We start from the raw sequence: 6,620 nt of genomic DNA, 5'->3' as shown, positions 1-6,620 counted from the left end.
CGCCCAGTCCCCCTCCCGGCACAGCCGGTCCAGCCGCACGTACCCGGCAGGGTCGACGTTCGCCAGCCCCGGCACCGCCCCGTCCGCCCCCATCGCCAGCGCCGCGTCGACGACCAGTTCGGACCCGGTCAGCACGCTGAAGCCGGTGACCGCGGGGTGCGCCCGGGCCCCGGTCACGACGGCCCGGAAACCGCCCTGGTCCCCGCTGGAGTCCTTCAGCCCGGCCAGCACCCCCTCCGCGGCCAGCTCCAGCACCAGCTCCGCGTCCAGCTTGGAGTGGACGCCGACGGGGAGGTCGTACGCGAACACCGGCACGGGCGAGCCGGCGGCGACCAGACGGTAGTGGCGGGCGATCTCCGCCGGATGCGTACGGGTGTAGAAGGGCGCCGTCACCACCACGGCGTCGGCGCCCGCCCGCGTGACGGACCGGACGTGGTCCAGGACGCGCGGCGTCGTCATGTCGATGGCGCCGGCGAGGACCGGGACCCGGCCCGCGACGTGGCCCACCACCGTCTCGACGACCAGCCGGCGGTCGCGGTCCGGCAGGTACGCCGCCTCGGACGACGTCCCGAGGACGAACAGGCCGTCCACCCCGGCCTCCAGCAGGTGGTCGACGAGCCTGGTCAACGAGGGGACGTCCACCTCGCGGTCCGGTGTCAGGGGGGTGCAGACGGGCGGTACGACACCGGTCAGCGGGGCGGGAAGGGTCATCGAGGCTCCTTCGGGACATCGGCCGGCGGGCCGGTCGGGACGTCGGCCAGGGCGGTGGCCTCCGGTACTGCGGCGACGGCCTGCGCGACCAGCGCGCGGGTCGGGACGCCGTCCTCCACAGGATGGTGGCAGCGGAAGCGGTGTCCCGGGGCCGACGCGGCCGCGAAGTCCGGCATGGCCTGCGCGCACACCGCGTCCGCCCGCCAGCAGCGGGTCCGGAAGGGGCAGCCGCTCGGCGGGCGGGTTGCCGAGGGGACCGGGCCCACCAGGGGGATCGGGTCGATGGGGTCCAGCAGGCCGGGCGTCGCGGAGAAGAGGGCGCGGGTGTACGGGTGCCGGGAGCGGTCCGTCACCGCGCCGGCCGGGGACTCCTCGACGATCCGGCCGAGGTACATCGTGACGACCCGGTCGCTCATCCTGCGCACGGTCTGGATGTCGTGCGAGACGAACACCAGCGCCAGGCCCAGGCGTTCCTTCAGGTCGAGCAGGAGGTTGAGGATCTGGGCGCGCACCGAGACGTCCAGGGCGCTCGTCGGCTCGTCGGCGACCACCAGGTCCGGGCCGAGGGCCAGCGCCCGCGCGATGGCGACCCGCTGCCGCTGCCCGCCCGACAGCTGGCCGGGGAGGCCGTCGGCCAGGGCCCCGGGGAGGCCCACGAGGGACATCAGCTCGCGGACCCGGGCGTCGCGTTCGGCGGCGGTGCCCCGCCGGTGCACGTCGAGCGGGTCGCGCAGGATGCGGCGTACCGTCAGCCGGCGGTTCAGGGCCGTGGACGGGTCCTGGAAGATCATGCCGATGCCGGTGCCCACCGCGGTCCGCCGCTCGGCCGGGGCCATCGTCCACAGGTCGGCGCCCCGCAGGGACACCGTCCCGGACGTCGGCCGCTGCACCCCCACCAGGACCTTGGCGAGCGTCGACTTGCCGCAGCCGGACTCGCCGACGACGCCCACCGTCTCACCGGGCGCGACGGTGAGGCCGGCGCCGGTCAGGGCGTACACGCGGTCCCGGGCGAACAGGCCGCCGGTGCGCGCCTTGTGGACGACGTGCACGTCCGAAAGGCGCACCAGGGGGCCGGCCGGCGGTTCTGCGGGGCGGTTCATGTCACGGCCTCGATTCCGTCGGTGCGGCCGGGGCCGCGAGCCGGTCCGGGGGGATCGCCGGGTGGTGGCAGGCGACCTCGTGGCGGCCGGGCGGGCCGGTGAGGCGCGGGGCCGTCGTGCGGCACAGCCGGGTCGCCATCGGGCAGCGGTCGGCGAAGCGGCAGCCGGCCGGGAAGTCGGCGGGGGAGGGCACGACCCCCTTGATCTGCGTCATGCGCTCGGCCGCCGACTCCAGCGACAGGACGCTGCCGAGGAGCCCGCGCGTGTAGTGGTGCGACGGCGACTCCACCAGGTCCGCGGTCACCCCCGACTCCACGATCTGGCCGCCGTACATCACCACCACGCGGTCGGTGACGTCCGCGACGAGCGCCAGGTCGTGCGAGACGAGGACCAGCGCGAAGTCCAGCTCGGCGCGCAGCCGCAGCAGCAGCTCCATGATCTGTGCCTGCACGGTGACGTCGAGGGCCGTGGTCGGCTCGTCGGCGACGATCAGCTTCGGGTCGCGGGAGAGCGCCATGGCGATCAGTACGCGCTGGCGCTGGCCGCCGGACAGCTCGTGCGGGTAGCTGCGCAGGGTGCGGTCCGGGTCGAGGCCGACCAGGTCGAGGAGCTCGGCGGCCGTGCGGGTGCCGCCCCGCCGCACCACCTGCTTCAGCTGGGCGCGGATCGGCATCGCCGGGTTCAGGGAGGAGAGGGCGTCCTGGTACACCATCGCCATCTCGTGGCCGAGGAGCCTGCGCCGTACGCTCATCGGCTCGCCGACCAGCTGCCGCTGCCCGAACCGCACCTGGCCGCGCACCCGGGCGCCCTTCGGCTCCAGGCCCATCACCGCGAGGGCGGTCAGCGACTTGCCGCAGCCGGACTCGCCCACCAGGCCCAGCACTTCACCGGGCTGTACGTCGAAAGAGATGCCGTCGACGATGTCCACGCCCCCGTGGCGGTCGTCGAAACCGATGGCCAGCCTCTCGACGCTCAGCACCGGCTGCCGTCCCGCGGGCAGGGGACGGGCCCGGCCGCGCAGCCGCCGGGCCGCCTCCGCGAGGCCGGGCAGCTCCAGCACCTGCCCGCTGCCCGGCTCGGGCGCCTCCAGGCGGTCCTCCTCCTCGCGCACCGGCACGTCCCGGGGCGCGGGCGCCGCCCACGCGTCCGAGACGCCCTCGGAGAGGATGTTCAGGGAGAGCACGGTGACCAGCATCAGCAGGCCCGGGAAGACGGTCGCCCACCAGCCGCCGGTCAGCACCATGTTCTTGCCGTCCGCGATGACGCTGCCCCAGGACGGGTCCGGCGGCCGCACGCCCGCGCCGATGAAGGACAGCGACGCCTCGAAGACGATCGCCTCGGCGACCTGCACGGTGCAGAACACCAGGACCGGGGCGGCGCAGTTGACGGCCACGTGCCGCCACACGATGTGCGGGGTGCGCGCCCCGACGACCCGCTCGGCGGTCACGTAGTCCTCGCCGTACTGGGCCATCACGTTGGCCCGGACGACGCGGGCCATCGGCGGCATGTACAGGAACGCGATCGCGCCGACGAGGACCGGGATGCCGCCGCCGAACACCGCCACGAAGACGGCCGSGAGCGCGATGCCGGGGAACGCCATGACGATGTCCAGGCCGCGCATCAGCGTCTCGTCGAGCGCCTTGCGGGAGGTCGCCGCGACCGCGCCGACGAGCGCCCCCACGAGCAGCGCGAGCGCCGTCGCGCCCAGCCCGATGGCCAGCGACCAGCGCGCCCCGTACATCAGCCGGCTGAGGATGTCCCGGCCCAGGCTGTCCTGCCCCATCCAGTGCTCGCCGGACGGCGCGCCCTCGCCGTTGCCGTGGTCGACGAGGGGGAACTGTTCGAGCGGGTCGTGCGGGGCGAGCAGCGGGGCCAGCAGGGCCGTGAGGACGACGACCCCGATGACGACGACGGCGATCCGTGAGAGCAGCGGGAGCCGGGTGAACCCCCGCAGGCGGACGCCGGGCGGGGACAGGGCGTCGGTGAGCCGTCCGCGGTGCATCGGCATCAGGTCTCGGCACTCCTCAGACGCGGGTTGACCAGCAGGTAGAGGACGTCGATGACCAGGTTCACGACGACGAACCCGAAGGCGATCGTCAGGACGCCGCCCTGAACGACGGCCGGGTCACCGTTCTTCACGGCGTCGATCATGAGCTTCCCCATCCCCGGCAGGTTGAAGATCGTCTCGATGACGACCGCGCCGCCGAGCAGGTAGCCGACGCGCAGGCCCAGCACGGTCAGCGGGTTCATCAGGGCGTTGCGCAGCACGTTCCGGCCGACCACGACCACCGGCGGCAGTCCGCTGCCGATCGCGGTGCGCACGTAGTCCTTGTCCAGCTCCTCCACCACGGCCGTGCGGACGATCCGGGTGAGCTGGGCGGCCACCGGCAGCGACAGGGCCAGCGCGGGCAGCGTCATCGTCCTCAGCCATCCCGTGAACGAGTCGGCCGGGTTGACGTACCCGCTGGTCGGGAACCAGCCCAGGTCCACGGCGAGGTACTGGATCATCAGCAGCGCCAGCCAGAAGCCGGGCGCCGCGACCCCGGTCAGCGACACGACCCGGATCAGCTGGTCGGGGAGGCGGTCGCGGTGGATGGCCGCGGTGACCCCGCCGACCAGGGCGAGCACCAGCGCGATGCCGAGACCCAGGAAGGTCAGCTGCATCGTGAGCGGCAGCGCGGTGGTGACCTGGTCGACGACCGGGGCCCGGGTCAGCGCGCTGACCCCCAGGTCGCCGCGGAGGAGGTCCCCGACGAAGGCGAAGTACCGCACGGGGAACGGGTCGAGGAGGCCGTTGCGCTCCCTGAAGTCGTGCAGCTGCTGCTCGGTCGGGTTCGCCCCCTGGAAGTACGCGGACGCCGGATCGCTGTCCGAGAACCGCATGACGACGAACACGAACAGGACGATCCCGAGCATGAGCGGAACGAGCAGGACGAGGCGCCGCACCAGGATCCGGACGATCATCACCACGGCGTGCCTCAGGCCCACTTCGCTTGCAGCACGTTGATCCCCGGATAGGGCTGGGCCCGAATGCCGGTGAGCTCCCCGGCGTCCCAGGCGGTGATCAGCTCGTTGTGCACCACCGGATAGATCACCGCGTTCTCGGCGACGACGTCGATGTAGTCCTGCGTCATCGTCTTCTTCTTCGCGGGATCTGGCTCCCGCGTGGCCCGGTCCATCCGCCTGAAGAGGTCCTTCGCCACGGAGTCGTCCTCCCAGCGCGCATAGCGCATCCAGGTGTTCCCGGGGCCGTAGTTGTAGTGCATGATCAGGTCCGCGTCGAGCCCGAACTGGTTGGGGTTGGACGCGGCGGCGACGACCTGGAAGTCCTTCTTCTGATCGAGCTTGGTGAAGAGCGCGGCCGTCTCCTGCGGCTCCAGCGTCGTCTCCACGCCGACGGCGTCCCAGGACGCCTTGATCGTCGGCAGGCAGTCCGCGATCCAGCTCACGTTGACCGCCATCAGCGTGACCTTCAGCCCGCTGACCCCGGCCTCCTTCAGCAGCTCCCTGGCCTTCGCCGGGTCGTGGCCGTAGACGGTGGACGCCTTCCGGTACGTCGGATTGCCCTCGTCGAGGTACGACGAGGCGGCCTTGCCGTGCCCGCGCAGCGCGGCCCGGATCATCTTCCCGGTGTCGATCGCGTAGTGCAGCGCCTGGCGCACCCGTACGTCGTCGAACGGCTTGTGGGCGGTGTTGAAGAGGAGGAAGAGGTGGTTCATGCCCGCCCCGCCCGCGACCTCCAGACCGCCTTTCTCCAGCTGGGAGATGTTGGCGTACGGGATGTTGTCGGAGATCTGCGCGCCCGCGCTCGACCCGGAGATCTTCGCGACCCGCGGCGCGGCGTCCACGATGGTCAGCCAGTTCATCTTCTTGAAGGCCGCCTTCCGCGGCCCGTTGTAGTCCGCGAACGCCTCGAAGGTGGTGTTGGACTTCGGGTGGTGCGCGGTCTGCCGGTAGGGGCCCGAGCCGACCGCCTTGCCCGTCGTCGCCTCGTCCAGGGCGCCCGCCTTCCCGAACACGTGCTTCGGCATGATCTTCGCGAGCGTGAGCCGCTGCGCCCCGTCCGGGAAGGGGAACTTCAGGACGAGTTCCACGGAGGTGTCGCCGGTCTTGCGCACCTCCTTCAGCCAGGAGGCGAAGAAGTTCTTCGCGAGGGTCGTCGTGTCCGGGTCGAGCACGCGCCCGTAGGTGAAGACCACGTCGTCGGCGGTGACCGGCTTCCCGTCGTGCCACGCCGCGCCCGGCCGCAGGGTGAACCTCCAGGTGGTCGCCCGCAGGTCGGCCGGCACCTCGGTCGCCAGGGCCGCGTACGGTTCACGGCTGATCGGGTCGGTGTCGAGCAGCCCCTCGTAGACGTGGTGGTTGCCGGCCATCGCGAACGCGGAGGCCGTCATCAGGGGGTCCCAGCTCTGGTCGTTGCCGTAGCCGATCACCGCCGTGAGCGTCCGCTCGGCGCCCTCGCCCCCGCCGTCCGCCTCGTTGGTGGACTCCGGTCCGGAGGAGCAGGCGGAGAGCGTCGAGGCGATCGTGGCGGCCGCGCCCAGCGCGCCGGAGTACTTCAGGAACGACCGGCGGTGCAGTGCCGGTGCGGGGGTCGCGTCGCGCACGGTTCCTCCAGCAAGGAGTGGGAGATACGACGTCCTACGTCCTGGTGCAGCGTGACCATAAGCAGGCCGGTGGGGGCGGTCAAGGGAGCGCGCAGGCCGCGGGACGATCCCGCCCCGGCGGACCAAACCACCGGCACCGTGGAGAAAGGGTGGGAGATGCCGGATCATGTGCGGGGGACCGGGGCGGGGGTCGCCCCGGAGC

At 72.5% G+C, this 6,620-nt stretch carries 5 protein-coding genes; all 5 read right to left on the bottom strand.

What is annotated here, in order from left to right:
- Positions 1–711: dihydrodipicolinate synthase family protein (locus tag FGF04_RS31480; RefSeq protein WP_149514791.1), on the bottom strand; the 711-nt coding region annotated here is incomplete at its 3' end.
- Positions 708–1,811 carry an oligopeptide/dipeptide ABC transporter ATP-binding protein gene (locus tag FGF04_RS31475; RefSeq protein WP_149514780.1) on the bottom strand — a complete coding sequence of 368 codons (1,104 nt, stop codon included), beginning with the start codon at positions 1,809–1,811 and terminating at the stop codon, positions 708–710. The genes FGF04_RS31480 and FGF04_RS31475, both read right to left, overlap by 4 nt.
- Position 1,812: 1 nt before the next feature.
- A complete protein-coding gene (locus FGF04_RS31470; RefSeq protein WP_149514779.1) occupies positions 1,813–3,819 on the bottom strand; it encodes a dipeptide/oligopeptide/nickel ABC transporter permease/ATP-binding protein in 2,007 nt (668 codons plus the stop codon).
- Positions 3,819–4,781 (bottom strand): ABC transporter permease, encoded by a 963-nt coding sequence (locus FGF04_RS31465; protein ID WP_149514790.1) that lies wholly within the window; start codon positions 4,779–4,781, stop codon positions 3,819–3,821. The genes FGF04_RS31470 and FGF04_RS31465 overlap by 1 nt, the downstream gene beginning before the upstream one ends.
- 8 nt (positions 4,782–4,789) lie before the next feature.
- Positions 4,790–6,418, bottom strand: coding sequence for an ABC transporter substrate-binding protein (locus FGF04_RS31460; protein WP_149514778.1), 1,629 nt, complete (start codon positions 6,416–6,418; stop codon positions 4,790–4,792).
- Positions 6,419–6,620: the final 202 nt, after the last annotated feature.

Origin of the sequence: Streptomyces apricus, assembly GCF_008369065.1 — a bacterium.
Classification (GTDB): Bacteria; Actinomycetota; Actinomycetes; order Streptomycetales; family Streptomycetaceae; genus Streptomyces; species Streptomyces apricus.
This window is presented reverse-complemented; position numbering and strand designations above follow the sequence as displayed.